General features: G+C 76.3%; 13 protein-coding genes. 8 read left to right on the forward strand and 5 right to left on the reverse strand.

Annotated elements, in window-relative coordinates:
* The first annotated feature begins 130 nt into the window (after positions 1–130).
* Together ADL22_RS19775 and ADL22_RS19780 are read left to right on the forward strand one after the other, a co-directional pair.
* On the forward strand, positions 131–1,639 hold the full coding sequence (locus ADL22_RS19775; protein WP_066981141.1) for an LCP family protein: 1,509 nt from the start codon (positions 131–133) through the stop codon (positions 1,637–1,639).
* Positions 1,640–1,762: 123 nt separating this feature from the next.
* Positions 1,763–3,136 carry a hypothetical protein gene (locus ADL22_RS19780; protein ID WP_066981144.1) on the forward strand — a complete coding sequence of 458 codons (1,374 nt, stop codon included), beginning with the start codon at positions 1,763–1,765 and terminating at the stop codon, positions 3,134–3,136.
* A 48-nt stretch (positions 3,137–3,184) separates the two neighbouring features.
* Here the strand turns inward: ADL22_RS19780 and mgtA are convergent, their stop codons facing one another.
* Together mgtA and ADL22_RS19790 are read right to left on the reverse strand one after the other, a co-directional pair.
* Positions 3,185–5,890, reverse strand: coding sequence for a magnesium-translocating P-type ATPase (gene mgtA / locus ADL22_RS19785; RefSeq protein ID WP_066981146.1), 2,706 nt, complete (start codon positions 5,888–5,890; stop codon positions 3,185–3,187).
* Positions 5,883–6,185: an ArsR/SmtB family transcription factor gene (locus tag ADL22_RS19790; protein ID WP_066981150.1), complete on the reverse strand. Its 303-nt coding sequence runs from the start codon at positions 6,183–6,185 to the stop codon at positions 5,883–5,885. The genes mgtA and ADL22_RS19790 overlap by 8 nt, the downstream gene beginning before the upstream one ends.
* Before the next feature lie 189 nt (positions 6,186–6,374).
* On the opposite strand from ADL22_RS19790, the gene ADL22_RS19795 reads away from it, so the two are divergent.
* Complete coding sequence (locus ADL22_RS19795) at positions 6,375–7,937, forward strand: hypothetical protein (RefSeq protein ID WP_066981153.1); 1,563 nt, start codon at positions 6,375–6,377, stop codon at positions 7,935–7,937.
* Here ADL22_RS19795 and ADL22_RS19800 read toward each other — a convergent pair.
* The 3 genes from ADL22_RS19800 to ADL22_RS19810 form a co-directional block, all read right to left on the reverse strand.
* Positions 7,906–9,009: a PP2C family protein-serine/threonine phosphatase gene (locus ADL22_RS19800; protein ID WP_066981156.1), complete on the reverse strand. Its 1,104-nt coding sequence runs from the start codon at positions 9,007–9,009 to the stop codon at positions 7,906–7,908. The two genes, ADL22_RS19795 and ADL22_RS19800, sit on opposite strands and share 32 nt — an antisense overlap.
* A gap of 67 nt (positions 9,010–9,076) precedes the next feature.
* Positions 9,077–9,925 carry a hypothetical protein gene (locus tag ADL22_RS19805; RefSeq protein WP_066981159.1) on the reverse strand — a complete coding sequence of 283 codons (849 nt, stop codon included), beginning with the start codon at positions 9,923–9,925 and terminating at the stop codon, positions 9,077–9,079.
* Entirely contained in the window at positions 9,925–11,220 is a 1,296-nt protein-coding gene (locus tag ADL22_RS19810; protein WP_066981162.1) for a VWA domain-containing protein, read from the reverse strand. The genes ADL22_RS19805 and ADL22_RS19810 overlap by 1 nt, the downstream gene beginning before the upstream one ends.
* Positions 11,221–11,481: 261 nt before the next feature.
* Between ADL22_RS19810 and ADL22_RS19815 the strand changes: the two genes are divergently transcribed.
* From ADL22_RS19815 to ADL22_RS19835, 5 genes are all read left to right on the forward strand, one after another.
* The gene (locus ADL22_RS19815) at positions 11,482–12,564 is read left to right on the forward strand and encodes a hypothetical protein (RefSeq protein ID WP_066981164.1); all 1,083 of its coding nucleotides are present in this window, start codon (positions 11,482–11,484) and stop codon (positions 12,562–12,564) included.
* Positions 12,565–12,702: 138 nt separating this feature from the next.
* On the forward strand, positions 12,703–13,875 hold the full coding sequence (locus ADL22_RS19820; protein ID WP_066981167.1) for an alpha-hydroxy-acid oxidizing protein: 1,173 nt from the start codon (positions 12,703–12,705) through the stop codon (positions 13,873–13,875).
* Between the two features lie 116 nt (positions 13,876–13,991).
* Complete coding sequence (locus tag ADL22_RS19825) at positions 13,992–15,470, forward strand: Y4yA family PLP-dependent enzyme (protein ID WP_066981170.1); 1,479 nt, start codon at positions 13,992–13,994, stop codon at positions 15,468–15,470.
* Positions 15,467–16,813, forward strand: coding sequence for a pyridoxal-phosphate dependent enzyme (locus ADL22_RS19830; RefSeq protein ID WP_066981172.1), 1,347 nt, complete (start codon positions 15,467–15,469; stop codon positions 16,811–16,813). Before ADL22_RS19825 ends, ADL22_RS19830 begins: the two co-directional genes overlap by 4 nt.
* 5 nt (positions 16,814–16,818) lie before the next feature.
* Entirely contained in the window at positions 16,819–18,036 is a 1,218-nt protein-coding gene (locus ADL22_RS19835) for an aminotransferase class V-fold PLP-dependent enzyme (RefSeq protein ID WP_066981175.1), read from the forward strand.
* Positions 18,037–18,043: the final 7 nt, after the last annotated feature.

Raw genomic sequence — 18,043 nt, forward strand, 5'->3', positions numbered from 1 at the left:
CAGTCGGTTCCCGCGGCCCCGGTCGCGCGGACCCGGCCGGAGACTCACTTGCTACATTGCGCAACTGTATAACCCGCGGCGGGAGGGGAACCGCCCGCCGCCGGGACATCGCACGGACGAGGGTGCACACGTGACACGCAGCCACACCGCACGGGCCGCGGACGGGAGCGGGGACGAGGCGGCCGGGGGGCGCCGGCGCGGCGGGGTCCGGACCGCGGCCGCGGTGACGCTCTCGGCCCTGGTGCTGCTCATCGCCGGGTCCGGCTGGCTCTACCTCCAGCTGAACGGCGATATCGCCACCTTCGGCGCGGACGGCCTCAGCCGCGACCGGCCCGCCGCCGGCGCCGGCGGCAGCAACGTCCTGGTCATCGGCTCCGACTCCCGGGCCGGCGGCAACCGCAAACTGGGCGGCGGCGAGGACGGTGTGGGCCGCTCCGACACCGCCTTCCTGCTGCACGTCCACGGCGACGGCCGGCACGCGCTCGCGGTCTCCATCCCCCGCGACACCCTCGTGGACATCCCGCCGTGCCGGCTGCCCGACGGCGGCTGGACCCCGCCGAGGCCCGCCGCCATGTTCAACTCCGCGTTCACCGTGGGCAACACCCCCAAGGGCAACCCCGCCTGCACCCAGAACACCGTCGAGCACCTCACCGGCCTGCGCGTGGACCACACCGTCGTGGTGGACTTCGCGGGCTTCGCCGACCTCACCACCGCGGTCGGCGGCGTCCCGGTCTGCCTGCCCCGGGACGTCTACGAGGGCGACCTCGACCCGCACCTCGGCACCCGCGGCCGGCGGGTCTTCGCCAAGGGGCCGCAGACCGTCTCCGGGCAGCGGGCGCTGGACTACGTACGGCTGCGGCACGGGCTCGGCGACGGCTCCGATATCGGCCGGATCAAACGCCAGCAGGCGTTCGTCGGCGCCCTGATCAAGAAGGTGAAGTCGCAGGGCATGAGCCCCGGCAAGCTGCTGCCGCTGGCCAAGGCGGCCACCGCGGCGCTGACCGTCGACCCGGGCCTGGGCTCCGCGGACCGGCTGCTGGCCTTCGCCCTGTCGATGAAGAACATCGAGCTGCGCGACACCAAGTTCCTCACCGTGCCCTGGCGCTACCAGGGCGCCCGGGTGGCGATCGTCCACCCGGACGCCGACGAGCTGTGGGCCGCGCTGCGCGCCGACCGCACCGTGGACGGGCAGGACGCCGGCGCCCCGGCCGGTCCGAGTACGGGCGGCGACGGCAAGCACCCGGCGGCCCCCGCCCCGGCCGGACCGCCGCCCGCCACGGTCGCCGTCGCGGTCTACAACGGCACCACCGTCCCCGGCCTCGCCGCGCACGCCGCCGGCGAACTCCGGGCCGCCGGCTTCACCGTCACCCGCATCGCCACCGCCGCCACCCAGCAGCACACCGCCACCGTCATCGGCTACGGCCCCGGCCGCCAGGACCAGGCCCAGGCAGTTGCCCAGCACTTCCCCGGCGCCGTGCTCCAGCAGACCACCGCCCCCGGCGTCACCGTCACCCTCGGCCGGACCTACGCCGACGGGCCGGTGCTGCCCGGCGCCGCCACCCCGTCCCCGCCCGCCCACCTGGGCGGCGCCGCCCGCACCGCGGACGACGACCCGTGCGCCGATCTCTCGTACGGTTAGGCACTGTCGTACAGAACCCGGGCGGCACACCGCAGGGCGGGCACCGGCACAGGTACCTCCCACACACGGCTATTCCGCCCGGAAACCCGCAATTCCCAGGACGTTGAGGAGAAGATCAGCCCCATGTCAGCCCTCCGCCGGCTCTCGCCCGGCGCACTGCCCAGAGTCCTGACCGGCCTGCTGCTGGCGGCCCTGGTGCTGCTCGCCGGGGCGGCCGTCGCGCCGCGGCCGGCCGCCGCCGCGGGCAGCGGTCTGGACACCGTCGCCGACGCCCTGCGGAAGAGCCCGGTCTACGTCGACCCGCGCGTGCGCGACCAGCTCCCGGACGCCGACCGCGACGCCCTCGCCCGGAAGATACGGGACGCGGACAAGCCGGTCTTCGTCGCCGTCCTCCCCGCGACCGCCGACTTCCCCCCGGCCACCCTGCTCGCGGACCTGCGCACCAAGGTGGGCATCACCGGCGTCTACGCCGTCCACCTCGGCGCCACCGGCTTCAACGCCGGCGCCGACCGCCAGGTGCTGTCGCACAACGCGCTGGTCAACCTCAAATCCGCCGCGAAGGACTCGCACCGCGGCGACGCCAAGGGCATGGTGACCGAGTTCGCCGAGCGCGCCGCCGCCCAGGCGCGCGGTGCGGCGCCCGCGTCCTGGGGCGACTCCGGTTCCGGCGGCTCGGCCACCGGGCTGCTGGTCGGCGGCGCCGTGGTGGTGGCCGGCGGCCTGGGCGGCTACGCCCTCTTCCGCCGGGCCAGGAAGCAGCGCGAGGAGCGCGAGCGCGCCGAGCTGGAGGCGCTGCGGACGGTCGTCGACGAGGACATCACCGCCTTCGGCGAAGAACTGGACCGGCTCGACTTCAGCCCGTCCGAGCCCGGCGCCACCGACGCCATGCGCACCGACTACACCACCGCCCTGGACGCCTACGACCTCGCCAAGACCCGGATGGCCGAGGCCCGCCGGCCCGGCGACGTACGAGCGGTGACCGAGGCCCTGGAGGACGGCCGGTTCGCGCTGGCCACCCTGGCCGCCCGCCGCACCGGCGCCCCGCTGCCCGAGCGCCGGATGCCCTGCTTCTTCGACCCCCGGCACGGCCCCTCCACCACCGACGTCCAGTGGGCCCCGCCCGGCGGCGCCCCGCGCCCGGTCCCGGCCTGCGCCGCCGACGCCACCCGCGTCGCCGACGGCCTGGAGCCGATGGCCCGCACCGTGCCGACCCCCGGCGGCCCGCAGCCGTACTGGAACGCCGGACCGGCCTACTCCCCGTGGGCCGGCGGCTACTTCGGCGGCGGCGGCGTCCTGACCGCCATGGTCGCCGGTACGGTGCTCGGCTCGGTGCTGACCGCCCCGTCCGCGTTCGCCGACTCCCCGTCGTTCGGCGGCGGACCCGAGGGCGGCAGCGAGTCCGGCGCCGACTTCAACCCCGCGGACTTCGGGGGCGGCTTCGGCGACGGCGGCGGTTTCGACAGCGGCGGCTTCGACGGCGGTGGCGGCGACTGGTGAGCCGCCCGCCCCGGCCGCCGCACTGACCGGCCCGAGGGCGCGTCCCGATCAGCCCATTGCGGCCCGGGGTGCGCCCTCGCCGCTTTCCCGGCGCGCATACCGCGTCCGCGCGTACGCCAGCGCCGCGCCGTAGAGCGTCAGTACGGCCGCCAGCAGCGGGTAGTACAGCGGCGGCGGTGCCGACATGGCCAGCAGAGGGGCCAGCGGCGACACCGGCAGCAGCAGCCCGACCACCGCGAGAGCCGTCACCGCGAGCGGGACCGGCCCGGCCGCCCGGCCCTCGGCCACCCGTCGCCCGGTCCGCAGCAGCAGCATCACCAGCCCCTGGGTGAGGAGGTTCTCGGTGAACCACCCGGCGTGGAACACCGTGGGGCTGTCCGTCCCCGCCGTGACGTGCGCGGAGTACGCCAGCACCCCGAACGTCGCCAGGTCGGCGCACGCGTTGATCAGGCCGAACGCGGTGATGAAGCGGAGGAAGACCCGGGGCCGCAGCACCGCGGGCCGGTGCGCCGCGCCGGGCGCGGGCCGGTCGAAGGCGAGCGCGAGCTGGGCCGCGTCGAAGCAGAGGTTCTGCACCAGCACCTGCGCCGGCAGCATCGGCAGGAACGGCAGCAGCAGCCCGGCCGCCAGCATCGCGATCACATTGCCGAGGTTGGACGACAGCGTGATCCGCAGATAGGCGGCGATATTGCCGCTGGCGTGCCGGCCCGCGGTGATCGCCCGCTCGATCGCGGTCAGATCCTTCTCGGCCAGCACCACATCGGCGCCCTCCCGCGCCACCGGCACCGCCCCGCGCGGGCAGATCCCCACATCGGCCGCGTGCAGCGCCGGCAGGTCGTTGACCCCGTCGCCGAGGAAGCCGGTGGTGTGCCCGGCCGCCCGCAGCGCCGCCACGATCCGCGCCTTGTCCTGCGCCGTGCAGCGCGCCACGACCGTTGCCCGCCCGACCGCCTCGGCCAGCGCCGGACCGTCCAGCCCGGCCAGCCGCCCGGCGGTCAGCACCTCGCCCGGCGCCAGCCCCAGGTCCCGGCAGGCCCGGGCCGCGGTGCCCGGGTGGTCGCCGGTCAGCACCTTCACCGCCACCCCGCGCCCGGCCAGCGCCCGCAGCGCCTCGTCCGCCGAGGGCGCCAGCGCGTCGCTCAGCGCCACGAAGCCCAGGAACGCCAGCCCCCGCACCTCCGCGTCGCGGTAGCCGCCGAGCCGCGGGGCCCGTTCGGCGCGGGCCACCGCCAGCAGCCGCAGCCCCCCGTCCGCCTGCTCGGCGGCGTACCGCAGCAGCCGCTCGCGCGCCGCCTCGTCCAGCACCCGGTCCGCCCCGCCGCCGCCCAGCCGGCCGCAGCGGGCCAGCACGTCCTCCACCGCGCCCTTGACGACCAGGGTGTGGCTGCCGTGCGATCCCGGGCGGCGGACCACCGCGGTGGACATCCGCACCGCCGGGTCGAACGGCAGCGCCGCGACGCCCTCGTACGCCAGCGGATCGGCGCCCAGCTCGTCCGCGGCCGCCAGCACCGCCTCGTCCAGCGCGTCCGGGACGGGGAGTTCGGCCAGTTCGATGGTCCAGAAGCTGTTCACCGCGGCCCAGCGCAGCACCTCCGGGTCCGGGGCGCCGTCCGGTCCGGCCGAGTGCGCCACCACCGGGCGGTCCTGGGTCAGGGTGCCGGTCTTGTCCAGGCACAGCACGTCGATCGCGCCGAGGTCGTGCAGCGCGGGCAGCCGCTTGACGATCACGCCGCTGGTCCGGGCCAGCAGCGCGGCGCCCCGGGCCAGCGCGGTCGTCACGATCACCGGCAGCATCTCCGGCGTCAGCCCCACCGCGACCGCCACCGCGAACGGCAGTGTCTCCAGACCGCGCCCGCGCAGCGCCGCGTTGGCCATCAGCACCAGCGGCGGCGTCAGCAGCATGAACCGGATCAGGGTCCAGGCGATGCCGTGCACCGAGCGGTCGAAGGCGGTCTCGCCGCGCCGCCGGGCCCGCTCGCGGTACGCGGCGGCGAACCGGGTGTCCGCGCCGGTCGCCACCACCAGCCCGGTCCCGCTGCCGGTCGCCACGCTGCTGCCCTGGAAGCACATATGCGGCGGCTCGTCCGCGTCCGGACCGCCGTCCCCGGCCGGGGCGTCCTCGACCCGCTTGGGCACCGGCGCCGACTCCCCGGTCAGCGCCGCCTGATGCACCGTCAGGCCGGTGGCGCGCAGCAGCCGCACATCGGCCGGTACGAGGTCGCCGGGGCCCAGCCGCACCACGTCCCCGACCACCAGCTCGTCCACCGGGACCTCCCGGAGCCGCGGCGCGTCGTCCGCCCCGGCCCGGCGCTGCACCGTGGCGGTGGTGGCCACCAGCTCCCGCAGCGCGGCCATCGCCCGCCCGGCCTGGTGCTCCCCGCCGGACCGCAGCGCGCAGCTGACCACCACCAGCGCCAGGATCACGCAGGCGGTGCCCCAGGACGCCACCGCCGCCGACACCAGCCCCAGGCACAGCAGCACCGTGGTGAACGGATCGCGCAGCGCGCCCAGGAAGCGGCGCGGCCAGGACACCGGCCGCCACGACGGCACGGTGTTCTCGCCCAGCCGGGCCAGCCGCTCCCCGGCCTGCGCCTCGGTCAGCCCGCGCGGCCCGCTGTCCAGCCGCCGCATCAGCTGAAGAGTCGTCAGCGCCGCCGGCCGCGCGGCGCCCGGCGCCCGCTCCGCGTCCGCGCGCACCCCGCCGGCCTCCGGGGGCACCCGGCCCGCCCCCGGCGCCGCGGTGGTCTCAGGCACCGAACCCCCGCCGGCGGGCCGGTGCGGGGCCGGCGGCGCGGGCGGTGAGGCGGTCGACGAGGGTGCGCATGACGGTGACGGTGTCGGGGTCGTCGACGAAGTAGACGACCCGGCGGCCTTCGCGGCGGGAGCGGACCAGTCCGGCGAGTTTGAGCTTGGACAGGTGCTGGCTGACGGCGGGCAGGGCGCCGCCGACGCGTTCGGCCAGGCCGGTGACGTCGCTCTCGCCCTGGGCCAGCGCCCAGACGCCGGACGGATCGGCCGCCGGGCCGCCGCCCTCGACGCTCCTCACCACTGCCGCTCTCCGTCCCTCCGGGCGCCCCTCGTCCCGGAGCGCCCAGTGTAGGCGGCGCGCCGCACCGCCCGGCCGGCCGGAGCCGCGTGCCGAACAGCCGCGCGCGGGGTGCCGCCCCGGCCGGTGCCGCGCATGATGGCCAGGGGCCGCCGCGCCCCACGGGCGTCCCCCCACCCGCGAGGACTGATCATGGAAGAGACCGGGTCCCGGCCGGACGACCGGGCGGTACGGACGGCCCCGGCACCCGCCGCCGGCCGCCCGCCCGGCGGCAGGCCCGCCGCCCGCCCGTTGCCCTGGCTGGCCGGTCTGGGCGCCGCGTTCACCCTCCTCCAGCTGCTGCTGGTCGTCCCCGGCTCCGGCCTCGGCTGGGACGAGACGGTCTACGCCGGACAGGTCGTCCGGGACGTCCCGGCGCCGTTCTTCAGCGCCCCCCGCGCCCGCGGCATCACCTACCTCCTCGCCCCGGCCGCCGCCCTCACCTCGGACACCACCGCGCTGCGGATCACCCTCGCGGTGCTCTCCGGCGCCGGACTGTGCGGCGCCCTGTGGATCTGGCGGCGGCTGCTGCCGGTCCGGGTCCTGGTCCTCGGCGGCGCCCTCTTCGCCACCCTCTGGATCACCCTCTACTACGGCCCCCAGGCCATGCCCAACCTCTGGTCCGCGTACGGGGCGCTGGCCGCCACCGGCTGCTTCCTGCGCGCCGTACGGGACCGCGCGGACCGGCGCGCCCTGGCCGGGCTGCCGCTCGCGGTCGCGGTGGCGGCGCTGATGCGCCCGCCGGACGCGGTCTGGCTGGTGCTGCCGCTCGCCCTCGCGGCGCTCGCGGTCCCGGCGTGGCGGCGGCCCGTGCTGCTCCCGCTGATGGCCGGCGGGCTGCTGCTGGGCGCCGCCGACTGGATCGCCGAGGCGTACCTCCGCTTCGGCGGCCTGGCCGCCCGGCTGCACCGCGCCGCCGAGATCCAGGGCGGTATCGGCTGGCACCTCGCCGTCGACGACCAGATCCGCAGCCTGGACGGGCGCGGACTGTGCCGCCCGTGCGACGTGCCGTGGAGCCACCCTGGCACCGCCGTGTGGTGGTTCGCGCTGCCGCTGCTGACGGCCGGCGGCGCGCTGGCCGCGGCGCGCGCCCGGCGCCTGCCCACCGCGCTGCTGCCGGCCGCCGTCGCCCTGGCCACGGCCGTGCCCTACCTCTTCCTCATCGACTACGCCGCGCCCCGCTTCCTGCTGCCCGCCTACGCCCTGCTGGCCCTGCCCGCCGCCGACTGCCTGTGGCGCCTGGCGGCCCCGGGCGGGCGGTTGCGGGCGCGCGCCGCCGCGGTGACCGCCGCCGCCCTCGCCGCCCACCTGGCCGTCCAGTTCGCGGTGCTGACCGGCAACACCGCCCGCAACCGCCATATGCGCCAGGACTTCACGGCCGCCGCCGCCACCCTGCACCGCCTCGGGGTGCGGCCGCCCTGCGTACTCAGCGGCGACCACGCCGTCCAGCTCGCCTACTACGCCGGCTGCGCCTCCCGGCAGACCGCCGGCCCGGACACCGCCCTCACCCCCGGGGCCCTGCGCGCGGCGGCCGCCCGCCGCCCGGTCGCGGTGCTCGTCCCGCCACCCGGCGCCCGGCCCGCCGTGGCCCGGGGCTGGCGGCCCGCCGCGCTGGCCGCCGCCGGCCGGTTCCGCGGCTACCGGGTCTACCTCTCGCCGCCGCCCGGGGGCGCGGCCCGCCCGGTCACTCCGGGCCGGTCCGCGCCGGCCGGCTGAGCGCGATCACCGCCGCGTCGTCGCCGAGGTCGCCGCCCGCGTACCGCAGCAGATCGTCGCGGAGCCGCCGCACCAGCGCGGCCGGGTCGGGCTCGTTCCACCCGGCCAGCCGCTCGGCCAGCGGGTAGAACGCCCCGGAGCGGTCCCGCGCCTCGATCACCCCGTCGGTGTACAGGAGCAGCACGTCGTCCGGGCCGAACGCGAAGCGCTCGGCCGTGTAGTCGCTCTCGTCCGGCGCGCCCAGCCCCAGCGGCACGGACGGCTCGGCGACCTCCAGCGCCCGCACCTCGCCCCGGCGCAGCAGCAGCGGCGGCGGGTGCCCGCAGTTGACCAGTTCGACGCACGGGCCGTCGTCGGGGATGTCCAGGACCAGCGCGGTGATGAAGGACTCCAGGTCCTCCTCGGGGGCGTTCGCCATCGTCCAGTGCACCGAGCTGCCCAGGTGCGCGACGACGGCGGGCAGCGGCAGATTCCGGTACGCGGAGCCGCGGAACGCCCCGATCAGCGCCGCGGCCTCGCCGATCGCGGCCAGCCCCTTGCCGCGCACGTCCCCGATGACGAGCCGGGCGCCGCCGGGCACCGGCACCGCCGCGTAGAGGTCGCCGCCGATCTCGGCCTCCGCCTCCGCCGCGAGGTACACCGACTCGATCCGCAGCCGGCCCATCCGGCGCGGCAGCGGCCACAGCAGCACCTGCTGGGCCGCGGCCGCCACCTGCCGCACCCGGCCGAGCTGCCGCTGGTGCCGGTCCCGGGCGTACCGGAAGAGCGTCACCAGCACCGAGAGCACCACCAGGGCGGCGATCTGCGCCTCGTGGTTGGCGGTCGTCAGCCCGCCGTGCAGCGCGCCGATGAGGACCTGCGCGGCGACCGCCAGCGCGCCGACGGCACCGGTGGTCCGGGCGCCGGCGAACGAGGCGGTGAGCGCGGGCGCCGCCACCAGGAACGGCCCGAGGTGGACGGAGGTGGGCGCGCCGAGGTCCAGCACGGTGACGCCCGCGATCAGCGCGAGGGGCAGCGCGAGCAGCCCGTGGCGCAGCCGCCGGCCGGCGGGTACCCCGTGCTGGACGCGCATACCTCCTCTCTACACCTGCGGCGGCCCCGGCGCCCGCAGGCCGCCGCCGCGCGGACCCGCGCCCGGGTCAGCTGCCCGGCGGCAGATGCGCCGGCCGGCCCGCGCCGCGGGTCAGGCGGTAGCCGCCGATCCCGGCCAGCGCGGCCAGCACGCCGCCCACCGCGGTCCACACCCAGCGGTCCGACCACCAGCCGTTCGACCAGCCGCCGTCCGGCGCGCTGCCGGGCGCGTCCTGCCCCGGCTTACCGCCCGGCTGTGCGGCCGCCCCGGTGCCCGGCACCAGCGGCGCGGCCAGTTTGCCGTCCACCGCCTGCGCGCCGCCGGTGTCGGCCGCCGACGCCTCGACCTCGGCCCGCACCGGCTGCCCGAGGTCGTCGGCGGGCAGGTCAACGGCGGTCAGCCGGACGTAGTAGCTGCCCGGCAGCGGGTCGTTGGACCACTGCTCGGCCCAGCCGCGCACGGTGCGCAGCGCGCAGGACAGCTCGACCGTCCCGGCGTCCTGGGCCACCGTCCGGGTCTGCGCGCCGAAGCGGCACGCCTGGCGGCGGCGCAGCCCGTCGTAGACGTCCAGCTGCCAGGTCGCGGCGCCGTGCCGGGCGGTCTGCGGGAGCACCACCTTGGCCTTGACCGTGACCCGCTGCCCGGCGTCGGCCGGCAGCACCCAGTACAGGTAGTCGCCGGTGGAGGCGTCGGCGGTGGCCCGCTGGTCCAGGGCGATCGGGACGGCGGTCCGGAAGGACGTACCGGCCTCGGTGGGGCCCTGCGCGCCGTCCCCCGGGCTCGCGCTCGGTGCGGGACTGTCCGCGGCGGCCGGGCCGGCGCCCGCCACCGTCCCGGCGAACGCCAGCCCCGCGGCGGCGGCCAGCAGAGCGGCCGCCGCACCGCGACGGCCCTTCAACTCGCGTGTCCTACACATCAGTTGGTCCTCCAGACGGTGACGCGCCAACGGGAGATCCAGCCCCACACCAGACCGCCCAGCAGACCGGTGACCACCAGCGCGCCGAGCAGCCACCAGCCCCGGCCGAGGCCGAAGGAGGCCGCGTCGGAGGCGTCGTGGGGGCCGTCGACGACATCGACGGCCAGTTCCACCGGCAGGCCCGGCTCGGTCTTCACCGAAGGCGCCGCCGAGAAGGAGTTGCTGACCTGGAGGCAGACCGTCTCGGGCGCGTCCTCACTTCCACCGGACGAACCGGACGCGGACTTGGCGTAGCGCAGCCCGGTCGAGATCACGTCGGTCCGGCCGTCCCCGGCCTCCGCCCCGCGGACGATCTCCCGGCCGCTGAGCGTCGAGGCGCGCAGCAGCACCCCGTAGTCGTTGTTGACCGCGCGGTCCGCGGCGACGCTCACCGACGCGCGCAGCTCCTGGCCCGGCTTGACGCTGACCCGGTACCAGCGGTGCTCGGCGAACTTCTCGCGGTCGCTGTACAGGCCCGGCGTCAGCTCCGGCGCGCGGTCGCACGCCGCGGCCCCCTGCGTCGCCACCGGTGTGGCCACCGGGCGGGCGGTGCGGTCCACCAGCTGGTGCACCCGCTTGCGGAGCTGGTCGGTGTGCTGCACCGAGGTGTACGTGCCGCCGGTCGCCTCGGCGATGCAGCTCAGCTGGCTGCGGGTCTTGGCGTCCGGCAGCAGGCCGAGGGTGTCGACGGTCAGGTGGATGCCCTGGGCGGCGATGTCGCGGGCCACCTGGCAGGGGTCGAGCGGCTGGCAGGTGTCCTCGCCGTCGGTGATCAGGACGATCCGGCGCTGCCCGTCACCGCCCTTGAGGTCCTTGGCCGCCGCCTGGAGGGCCGGGCCGATCGGCGTCCAGCCGGTGGGCACGAGGGTGGCCACCGCGGTCTTCGCCTCGGTCCGGTCCAGCGGGCCGACCGGGTAGAGCAGCTTGGTGTCGGTGCAGCCCACCTGCCGGTCGTTGCCGGGGTAGGTGGCGCCCAGGGTGCGTATGCCGAGCTGGACGTCCTTGGGGACGGCGTCCAGCACCTCGTTGAACGCCTGCTTCGCGGCGGCCATCCGGCTCTGCCCGTCGATGTCCCGGGCCCGCATGGAGCCGCTGACGTCGAGGGTCAGCTCCACCTTGGGGGTGGGGTGCGCGGGGGGTTCGGCGGCGGCGGCCGGGAGGGGCGCGAGGGCTGCCGCCAGCGCGGCGAGCACCCCGCACACCCCGGCCGCCAGCCGTGTGCTGATGATCCGTCGGGGGATCCTTCTGGTGATCATCGCCGGATCGTATGGAGAAATGGGCGCGACGGCCAAAACGACCCTGACGCGGCCGGCCAAGGACCCATTCGGGGACCGGCGGGGCGCCTCCGGACCGCCCGGCCGCCGCCCGCCGCCGGGCGCGTGACCTGCGGTCCGGCGGTCCGGGACGGTGGTGCATGATGTGTCGCCGAACGGCCGGCGGGGCACCCGCCCTCCGCCGTCCGCCCCTCCGGCCCGCGCCGCACCGCTGACCGGACGCGCCATCTGACGAGGAGACCCATGAGCACGCCCCCTGGAGGGCCCGGCGGCCACGGCTACGCCCCCTACGGCGGCCCCGGCGGCGGCCCGGCCCACCACCCCGCCGCCCGCGGCCCGTACCCGGCCGCCCCGGTCCCCCCGCCGCCCTCGCTCCACAAGCCCGCACTCGGTACGCGCCCGGAGCCTGAAGCCAAGCCGAAGCCCGACCCCGGCCCCGGGCCGCGCCGTTCGCGCACCGGGCTGGTGGCGCAGTTCGTGCTGCAATTCCTCTACATACCGCTCTGGGCGCTGATCGCGATCGGCCTGACCGTCCTGGCGATCTGGCTGGATGCCAACTCCAGCGCCAACGTCGGCCCGCCGCAGGTGGCGTTCGCCTTCGTCCGGACCGGCATCTCCTGGCGGCGGCTGCGCGCCGAGTGGGGCGGCCGGCCGGAGGACTGGCGGCCGTTCACCGAACCGCTGCTGGCGGAGCGGTTCGCCAAGGCCGAGAAGAGCAGCGGCTGGCTCCCCGCCGACCTGCCGCCCAGCGGCGTCCGCCGCGCCACCGCCACCCTCGCCCGCAGCCACTCCCGCGGGCTCGGCGCGGCCGGGGTGGACGAACTGGCGCGCCGCTACGGCTGGGCGGTCGACTGGGACCGCTTCACCTCGGCCGACGAGGTGCCGCTGTTCCGCCTCCTGCCGCCCCCGGCGCACCAGGGCGTCCCCGACCCCTACGGGCCGCCGCCCGCGCCCGGCGCGCCCTGGGGCCCGCTGCGCTGCCGGGTCCTGATGCCGCTGCTCACCTTCGTCTTCCTGCCCCGGGTGCGCGCCCTGGAACTGCGCCGCAGCGCCGACGCGTACCTGGCGCACCTGCGCACCCGCCTGCCCGCCCTGTTCGCCGCCGAACTGGCCAGGGATCCGGCCAAGGGCTACCGGCGGGACGAGTACGGCCGCATCCTGCGCCGGGTCACCGTACGGACCTGGCACCACCGCGGCGCCGGCGCGCACGCCGTGCTGCGGGTGGCCGCCGAGCACGGCTGGCAGCTCGATCACGGCTATCCGGCCGATCCGCGCGGTGAGCTGCACCTGTGCCGCCTGGACGGCGGGGCCCGGCAGGGCGGCTGACGGATCGTGGCGCATCCCCCCGTGTCGCCGGACGCCGGAACGCGATAGGAATCCCTGGGGAACCCGCGGGTAACTTCCCGGGTCCCCGGGGAAGCGCGGGCCACCGCGGAACCAGCGACCGGAACGGAGCACCACCCGATGCCGTCCACGCCCCAGCACTTCGGCGACTACCAGCACGAGATCTACGCCGCCGGCCTCCGCGGCGAACCGCCCCGCTTCCCGATCGCCTTCGCCGACCTGGAGGCCCGCGCAGAGGCCGCGCTCCCGCCGTGGGTGTGGTCGTACGTGGCGGGCGGCGCCGGCGACGAGTCCACCCAGCGGGCCAACGCCACCGCCTTCGAACGCTGGGGGCTGATGCCGCGCATGATGGCCGGCGCCGCCCGACGCGACCTGTCCACCGGCCTGTTCGGCCGCACCCTGCCCTCGCCGCTGCTGATGGCGCCGATCGGCGTGCTCGGCCTGTGCGCGCAGGACGGGCACGGCGATCTGGCCACCGCCCGGGCCGCGGCCCGCACCGGCGTCCCGATGATCGCCTCCACCCTCTCCGCCGACCCGCTGGAGCGGGTCGCCGCCGAACTCGGCGACACCCCCGGCTACTTCCAGCTCTACACCCCCACCGACCGGGAACTGGCCGAGAGCCTGGTCCGCCGCGCCGAGGCGGCCGGTTTCCAGGCCCTGGTGGTGACGCTGGACACCTGGACGCTCGGCTGGCGGCCGCGCGATCTGGCCACCGCCAACTTCCCCCAGCTGCGCGGCCACTGCCTGGCCAACTACACCTCCGACCCGGTCTTCCGCGCCCGCCTGTCCAAGCCGCCGGAGGAGGACCCGGCCGCCGCCGTCGCCCTCTACGCCAGTGTCTTCGCCAACCCCCTGACCTGGGACGACCTGCCCTGGCTGCGCTCGCTGACGGACCTCCCGCTGCTGCTCAAGGGCCTGTGCCACCCCGAGGACGTCCGCCGGGCCCGGGACGGCGGGGTGGACGGTATCTACTGCTCCAACCACGGCGGCCGCCAGGCCAACGGCGGCCTGCCCGCGCTCGACGCGCTGCCCGGCGTGGTGGCCGCCGCGGACGGCCTGCCGGTGCTCTTCGACTCCGGGGTGCGCTCCGGCACCGACCTCGTCAAGGCGCTCGCCCTGGGCGCCACCGCGGTCGCGGTCGGCCGCCCGTACGCCTACGGGCTGGCGCTCGGCGGCACCGACGGCGTGGAGCACGTGCTGCGCTGCCTGCTGGCCGAGGCCGACCTGCTGATGGCCGTGGACGGCTATCGGAGCCCGGCCGCCCTCGGCCCGGAGGCCCTGGTGCGCCGCTGAGGGCGCGCCGCCGGGCGCACCGGGGCGTAAAGCCCGGCGGGAGCGGGAAGTGGTTAACGGCGAACCGCGCGGGGCGGGTTGACGGCCACATCGAGGGGGGTCTCTTGGCGGTTGCTGTGCCTTCGTCTGCTGAGCCGCTGTCTCTGGAACCGCGCCTGGAAGGGCCCCTGGCGTCGCTCCTGGACGCCGGGGACCTCCTCCGCTCCCTCGTCGACGCCCTGGGCTCGCCGCTGAACGTCCTGCTGCCCGACCGGATCGCCGAGAACGCCGAACGGTTCCGGGCCGCGTACCGCACCCACCGGCTCGGCGGGCAGGTCTACTTCGCGCACAAGGCGAACGGCTCCAGCGCCCTGCTGCGGCGGCTCGCGGCGACCGGCGCGGCGGTGGACGTCGCCTCGCTCGGTGAGCTCCAGCACGCCCTGGGCGCCGGCTTCACCCCCGACCGGATCATGGCGACCGGTCCCAAGGACCGCGCCTTCCTGTGGCTGGCGGCCCGCACCGGCGTCACGGTCAACGCCGACTCCACGGCCGAGCTGGACGAACTCGCGGCCCTGATCCGGGCCCACGGCCTCGCCCGCATACCCGTCCTGGCGCGGCTGTCCGCCTTCGACGGCCCGGGGGTGCGGATGCTGACCCGGCCGAGCCGCTTCGGCACCCCGGCCGCCGAACTGGACGGCCTGCTGAAGACCGTCGAACGGCACGCCGACGTCCTGGAGCTGACCGGCGTCGGCTACCACCTCGACACCACCAGCACCGAGGAGAAGGCCCGCGCCCTGGAGGGCTGCGTCCGGGCCATGGACGCCTGCCGCAGCCGGGGACTGCGGCCGCGGGCGGTGGACATCGGCGGCGGCTTCGGCGTCAACTACCTTGAACACGCCGCCGAATGGGAGCGCTACACCTCCGCGCTGACCGCCGCGGTGCTCGGCCACCGCCCCTCGCTCACCTGGCGCGGCCACGGCTACGGCCTCCGCAACGACGGCGGCACCCTGCGCGGCGCGCTCGCCCTCTACCCCGCCCACCGCCCGGTCGCCGGCGCCGGCTACCTCGACGACCTCCTGGCGGGGCCCGCCCCCTCGTTCGGCGGCCGCACCCTCGCCACCCTCCTCCTGGAGAACCTCTACGACCTCTACACCGAGCCGGGCCGGGCGCTGGTGGACCAGTGCGGAGTGGTGCTCGCCCGGGTGCTGGAGGTGCGCCGCACGGACAGCGGGGAGCCGCTGGTGCGGCTGGCGATGAAGGCCGACGACGCCGCGCTGGAGGAGCACGGGGTGCTGATGGACCCCGTACTGCTCGGCCGGGACGGCACCCGCGCCGCCCCGGGCGACGGCCCGGCCGCGGGCGTCTATCTGGCCGGCAGCCTCTGCCTGGAGGCCGATCTGCTCACCCGCCGGATGGTCTTCCTGCCCCGGCTGCCCCGCCCCGGCGAGCTGCTGGCGTTCGCCAACACCGCCGGCTACTGCATGGACTTCCGGACCAGCCGCGCGCAGCGGCAGCCCGTCGCGCGCACGGTCGCCGCCTGGCAGGAGGAGGGTGCCTGGCACTGGTGCCTCGACGAGCAGTACTGGCCGATCACACGTCCAGGGGGAGAGCCATGAGGTACGACAGCATCACCGAGGCCATCGGGAACACCCCGCTGGTCCGGATCGATCCGGCGGTGCACGGTCTGCGCCATATCGACCTGTACGCCAAGCTGGAACTGCTCAACCCCTTCGGGTCGGTGAAGGACCGGGCCGCCTGGAACATGGCCCGCCCGGGCCTGCCCGCCGCCGTGGCGCACGGCAGCCAGGTCGTGGAGCTCTCCAGCGGCAACACCGCCAAGGCCCTGGCGGTGATCGCGGGAATGCACGGGCTGCCGTTCAAGAGCGTCACCAACCGCATGCGGATACCGGAGATCAAGGACCTCCTGCTGCTGCTGGGCGCCGACATCGAGGAGCTGCCCGGCCAGAGCGAGTGCCTGGACCCGACCAACACCGAGGACCCGCTCACCCTCTTCCACCGCGAACTCACCGGCCCCGGCAGCGACTACCTCCACACCGACCAGTACTTCAACCCCCGCAACACCGAGGCGCACACCACCGGCACCGGCCCGGAGATCGTCAAGGACCTGGACGGCCGCGCCCCGGACTGGTTCATCGCCTGCGTCGGTACGGCCGGCTCGTCCACCGGCGTGGCCCGGGTGCTGCGCGAGCACGACCAGCGGGTGCGGGTGGTCGGCCTGGTCGCCGCCAAGTCCGACTTCATCCCCGGCATCCGCACCCTGGACGAGGTCCACGAGGTCGGCCTCTTCGACCCGGCGACGTACGACACGGTGGCGGCGGTCAGCTCCGACGAGGCCATCGAGGGCATGCTGACCCTGGCCCGCCGCTGCGGCATCCTCGCCGGCCCGACCGGCGGCGCCGCGTACCACGGCACGGTCCGTCATCTGCGGCCGCTGGACGATGAGTTGACAGAGCATCACGAAGCTGGCGAGGAGGTCGCCCGCCAGTCCGCCGTCTTCATCGTCTGCGACCGGATCGAGAGCTATCTCAGCTACACCAAGCGCCGCCGCCCCGATCTCTTCCGGCAGCCGCCGCGCCGGAACGCCCTGGCCGATCTGACCGACGCCGAGATCGCCGCGGCCCCGGCCGTCGACACCCAGGACGCGCGGAAGTGGATCGAGCGGGACCGGCCGCTCGTGGTGGACCTGCGCAGCCCGTTCGCCTACGCCGCACTGCACATCGAGGGAGCGATCAACATCGTGGACGAGCTCTTCGACGAACTGGTGCGGGGCGGGCTGCCGTTCAGCACCCGGCAGCCGGTCCTGCTGGTCTGCCCGGTCGGCGAGCAGTCCGCCCGCTACGCCGCCCTGCTGACGAGAATGGGCCACCCGGACGTGCGCAGCCTCGCCGGGGGCGTGATCGCCTGGCGGGACGCCGGCGCGCCGCTGGTCCGGGACTGACCGCGATGGCCCCGACAGCCGCCCGCGACCGGGCCGCCGCGGTCTTCGCCGAACTGGGCCCGTGGCAGCGCGCGCTGCGCGCCCAGTTCCCGATCGTCACCGCCCACCCCGAGCTGGCGTACCTCGACAGCGCGGCCACCGGGCAGAAACCGCAGGCCGTCCTGGACGCCGTCCAGCACCAGCTGACCACCGCCCACGCCAACGCCGGCCGCGGCTCCTACCCGTGGGCCAACGCCTCGACGGCCCTGGTCGCCGGCGTCCGCGAGCGGATCAAGTCCTTCCTCGGCGACCCGGACCCGGAGCGCTCGGCCGTCCACTTCACCGGCGGCACCACCGAGGGACTGCGCCTGATCGCCCGGGACTGGCTGCCGGACGTCCTCACCGACGGCGACGAGATCGTGGTCCCGTTCGCCGACCACGAGGCCAACCTCGCGCCCTGGCTGGAGGCCGAGCGGCTGCTGGCGCGGCAGGGCGTGCGGATCCGGGTGCGGGAGCTGCCGTACCAGACCTCGTCCGGGGACTACGACCCGGAGGCCCTGGCCCGGCTCGCCGGCCCCCGCACCCGCTTCGTGGCCGCCACCCACGTCCACCACGTCTACGGCGGCAATATGAACGTCCACCTGATCCGCCGGGCGGTCGGGCCGGACGTGCCGATCTGCCTGGACGCCGCGCAGAGCGTCGGCCACCTGCCGGTCTCGGTCGCCGAACTCGACGTGGACTTCCTGGCGTTCTCCGGCCACAAGGCGCTGGCGCTGCCCGGCTCCGGCGCGGTCTGGGCCCGCCAGGCACGCGGCCCGGAGCTGGTCCCCGGCGGCTGGCGGGGCAGCCCCAACACCACCGGCATCGCGAGCCTGGCGGCCGCGCTGGACTGGCTGGACGCGGCCGGCACCGACCGGATCGCCCGCTGGACGGTCGCGCTGGCCGCCCGCCTCTCCGACGCGCTGCGCCACCTCGACGCCTACGAGATCCTGGGCTGCCAGCGGAGTCTGGCCGCGGAGTCGCCGGTCCAGCAGCGCTGCGGCATCGTCACCTTCCGGCACCGCGCCATCGGCGCGAGCGACCTGGGCTTCATCCTCTTCAGCCACGGCTTCATGGTGCGCACGGACGGCCACTGCCAGGCGGGCGCGGGGGAGCGGGACGGCTCGGTGCGGGTCAGCCTGCACGTCTACAACACCCCGGAGGAGATCGACCGGTTGCTGGCCGTGCTCACGTCGCTGGCGTGAGCGGCGT

Source organism: Streptomyces sp. NRRL F-4489 (genome assembly GCF_001509485.1).
Classification (GTDB): Bacteria; Actinomycetota; Actinomycetes; order Streptomycetales; family Streptomycetaceae; genus Streptomyces.

What these genes read in the sequence shown, in the direction of transcription:
- ADL22_RS19780 (WP_066981144.1), top strand. Translation starts at nt 1,763, where the DNA reads ATGTCAGCCCTCCGCCGGCTCTCGCCCGGCGCACTGCCCAGAGTCCTG.
- ADL22_RS19795 (WP_066981153.1), top strand. Translation starts at nt 6,375, where the DNA reads ATGGAAGAGACCGGGTCCCGGCCGGACGACCGGGCGGTACGGACGGCC.
- ADL22_RS19800 (WP_066981156.1), bottom strand. Translation starts at nt 9,009, where the DNA reads ATGCGCGTCCAGCACGGGGTACCCGCCGGCCGGCGGCTGCGCCACGGG.
- ADL22_RS19805 (WP_066981159.1), bottom strand. Translation starts at nt 9,925, where the DNA reads ATGTGTAGGACACGCGAGTTGAAGGGCCGTCGCGGTGCGGCGGCCGCT.
- ADL22_RS19810 (WP_066981162.1), bottom strand. Translation starts at nt 11,220, where the DNA reads ATGATCACCAGAAGGATCCCCCGACGGATCATCAGCACACGGCTGGCG.
- ADL22_RS19815 (WP_066981164.1), top strand. Translation starts at nt 11,482, where the DNA reads ATGAGCACGCCCCCTGGAGGGCCCGGCGGCCACGGCTACGCCCCCTAC.
- ADL22_RS19820 (WP_066981167.1), top strand. Translation starts at nt 12,703, where the DNA reads ATGCCGTCCACGCCCCAGCACTTCGGCGACTACCAGCACGAGATCTAC.
- ADL22_RS19830 (WP_066981172.1), top strand. Translation starts at nt 15,467, where the DNA reads ATGAGGTACGACAGCATCACCGAGGCCATCGGGAACACCCCGCTGGTC.
- ADL22_RS19835 (WP_066981175.1), top strand. Translation starts at nt 16,819, where the DNA reads ATGGCCCCGACAGCCGCCCGCGACCGGGCCGCCGCGGTCTTCGCCGAA.